The sequence below is a fragment of the Leisingera sp. F5 genome (genome assembly GCF_001593695.1).
Genome location: NZ_LUKH01000319.1, coordinates 1 through 2,908, shown reverse-complemented (window position 1 = coordinate 2,908; position 2,908 = coordinate 1). Strand labels below are relative to the sequence as shown.

4 protein-coding genes are annotated in these 2,908 nt (G+C 62.7%); all 4 read left to right on the top strand.

Translation table 11 applies throughout. The annotated features are described in order from the left end of the window. Positions 1-37: 37 nt before the first annotated feature. Genes A2I95_RS29545 through A2I95_RS29530 form a run of 4 tightly spaced genes read left to right on the top strand, consistent with a single transcriptional unit; the run spans position 38 to position 2,747 of the window. Positions 38-892, top strand: a complete 855-nt coding sequence (locus tag A2I95_RS29545; RefSeq protein WP_291735616.1) for a CoA ester lyase — start codon at positions 38-40, stop codon at positions 890-892. A gap of 34 nt (positions 893-926) precedes the next feature. Continuing rightward, positions 927-1,475, top strand: a complete 549-nt coding sequence (locus tag A2I95_RS29540) for an NnrU family protein (RefSeq protein WP_291735613.1) — start codon at positions 927-929, stop codon at positions 1,473-1,475. A 22-nt stretch (positions 1,476-1,497) separates the two neighbouring features. Beyond that, complete coding sequence (locus A2I95_RS29535) at positions 1,498-1,701, top strand: DUF1737 domain-containing protein (protein WP_259994669.1); 204 nt, start codon at positions 1,498-1,500, stop codon at positions 1,699-1,701. After that, positions 1,701-2,747, top strand: coding sequence for a MaoC family dehydratase (locus A2I95_RS29530; protein WP_291735611.1), 1,047 nt, complete (start codon positions 1,701-1,703; stop codon positions 2,745-2,747). The genes A2I95_RS29535 and A2I95_RS29530 overlap by 1 nt, the downstream gene beginning before the upstream one ends. Positions 2,748-2,908 lie beyond the last annotated feature (161 nt).

Genomic DNA, 2,908 nt, shown 5'->3' with positions numbered 1-2,908 from the left:
CCGCTTTACGCAACAAAATAACTTTTGGAGAGGCTCTATGGACCCGCGTGCGCGCCCTTACCGTTCGGTTTTGTATATTCCCGGCTCCAACGCACGCGCGCTGGAGAAGGCCAAAACCCTGCCGGTGGACGCGGTGATCTTTGATCTGGAAGACGCGGTGTCGGTGGACGAAAAACCCAATGCCCGCGCGACCTTGACCCAGGCGCTGGAGACGGGCGGCTATGGCGCCCGGATGAAGATCGTGCGGATCAACGGGCTGGATACGCCGTGGGGGCGTGAGGATGCGAAAGCGGCGGCACAGATGGATTGCGACGCGATTCTGCTGCCCAAGGTGAATGCGCCGGCGGATCTGGATGCGCTGGCGGAGATCACCGGGGATATTCCGCTGTGGGCGATGATGGAAACCCCGCGCGGCATGCTGAATGCCGCCACCATCGCGGCGCACCCCAAGCTGCAGGGCATGGTGATGGGCACCAATGATCTGGCCAAGGAATTGCAGACCCGTTTCCGCCCCGACCGGCTGCCGATGATGGCGGGGCTGGGCCTGTGCCTGCTGGCCGCCAAGGCCGAGGGGCTGGTGATCGTCGATGGTGTTTATAACGCTTTCAAGGATGTCGAGGGACTGTCGGCGGAATGTGCCCAAGGCCGCGACATGGGCTTTGACGGCAAGACTCTGATCCACCCGGCGCAGGTGGAGACGGCCAATGCCGCCTTTGCACCGACAGAGCGCGAGGCTGAGACTGCCCGCCGCCAGATCGCCGCTTTTGATGAGGCGCAGGCCGCAGGCCAGGGTGTAGCCGTGGTCGACGGCAGGATAGTCGAGAACCTGCATGTGGTGACGGCGCGTGAAATCCTGGCAAAAGCGGATGCAATCGCCGCGCTTTCAGCCTAGCTGTTGACCCAGTCAGCAGCAGAGGGAGACTGATATGGCGCTATTGATCCTAGGCATCCTGTTGTGGTGGGGCGGCCACCTGTTCAAACGGCTGGCACCGGAGGCGCGCGCGTCCATGGGCAATGGCGGCCGCGGTATGGTGGCTTTGGTGCTGGTTGCCGGCGTGGTGCTGATGGTACTGGGCTACCGCAGCATGGAATTCATCCACGTCTGGGCGCCGCCGTCCTTTATGGTGCATATCAACAACCTGCTGGTGCTGATCGCCATCTGGATGATGAGCCCGGCGCCAAAGAAAGGCGCGCTGCTGAACGGCATGCGCCACCCGATGCTGGCGGGCTTTAAGCTCTGGGCCGCGGCGCATCTGCTGGTCAATGGCGACCTGGCGTCGATCATCCTGTTCGGCGGTTTGCTGGCCTGGGCAGTGGCTGAGGTGATCGTGATCAACCGGTCCGAACCGGACTGGCAGCCGGGCCCCAAGGGCTCCATCGCCAAGGACGGGATGTTCTTTGCCGCTTCGATTGTTCTGATGGGGGTGATCGGCTACGTCCACGCAATGGTCGGGCCTTCGCCCTTTCCGGGATAGGGGCTTTGCTGGGTAGGATGCTATGAAACTTTACCGATTTTTGTCCGAGGACGACACCTCTGCCTTTTGCCATAAGGTCACGCAAGCGCTGAACAAGGGCTGGGAGCTGCATGGCAGCCCGACCCAGACCTTTGATCCCGTAAAGGGGATCATGCGCTGCGGCCAGGCGGTGGTGAAAGAGGCGGATGGGACCTACACCCCTGAGACCAAACTGGGAGAACACTGATGGCCAAGACCAGTCCGGCCAAAACCAATCCGGGACGCTTTTTCGAAGACTATACCGTTGGCGAGGTGATCCGCCATGCGGTGCCGCGCACGGTGTCGGGCGGCGAGCGGGCGCTGTATCATGCGCTTTATCCGGCGCGCCATGCGCTGTATTCTTCGGATGAATTTGCCCGGGCCTCTGGTCTGCCGTCGGCGCCGCTGGATGATCTGGCGGCCTTCCATGTGGTGTTCGGCAAGACGGTGCCGGACATTTCACTGAATGCGCTGGCGAACCTTGGCTATGCCGAGGGACGCTGGCTGCTGCCGGTCTATCCTGGCGACACCTTGCGCTCGGAATCCGAAGTGATCGGCCTCAAGCAGAACTCCAATGGCAAATCCGGTGTGGTCTATGTGCGCACCCGCGGGTTGAACCAGCGCGATGACTGCGTGATGGAGTATGTGCGCTGGGTGATGGTGCGCAAAGGCGATCCGGATGCGCCGGCGCCGGAAACGGTGATCCCGGAATTGAACAAGGTGATCCCGGCGGACCAGCTGGTGATCCCGGCCGGGCTGGACTTCAGCAACTACGATTTCACCCTGGCCGGCGAGCCGCACCGCTGGGGCGACTACGCGGTGGGCGAGACCATCGACCATGTGGATGGCGTCACCATCGAGGAAGCCGAACATATGATGGCGACCCGCCTGTGGCAGAACACCGCCAAGGTGCATTTCGACAATACTGCCCGTCCCGATGGCACCCGGCTGATCTATGGCGGTCATGTGATTTCAATGGCGCGCGCGCTGTCGTTCAACGGGCTTGCCAATGCGCAGATGATTGCGGGTCTGAACGGCGGCGCGCATGCCAATCCGTGCCTGTCGGGTCTGACCGTGCGGGCTTGGTCCGAGGTGCTGGACAAGGCCGACACAAGCGCGCCTGGCGTCGGCGCAATCCGGCTGCGGCTGGTGGCGACCAAGGGCGGCGTGCCGTTTGAACTGAAGGGCGAGGATGGCAAATACCTGCCGGACGTGCTGCTGGATCTCGATTACTGGGCCTTGATGCCGAAGTGACGCAAGGGGGCTTTGCCCCCGCGCGCCTTGGGCGCCCATCCTCAGGATTATGTGTTTGTCATTGCCGTTGATGCGGCCTGTGCCAGATTGAGGGCGGCCGGTTTTTCGGGGGCCATCCGGGGGACTGGCGGTGGGCGGACGACTCCTGGAAAGACCTGAAG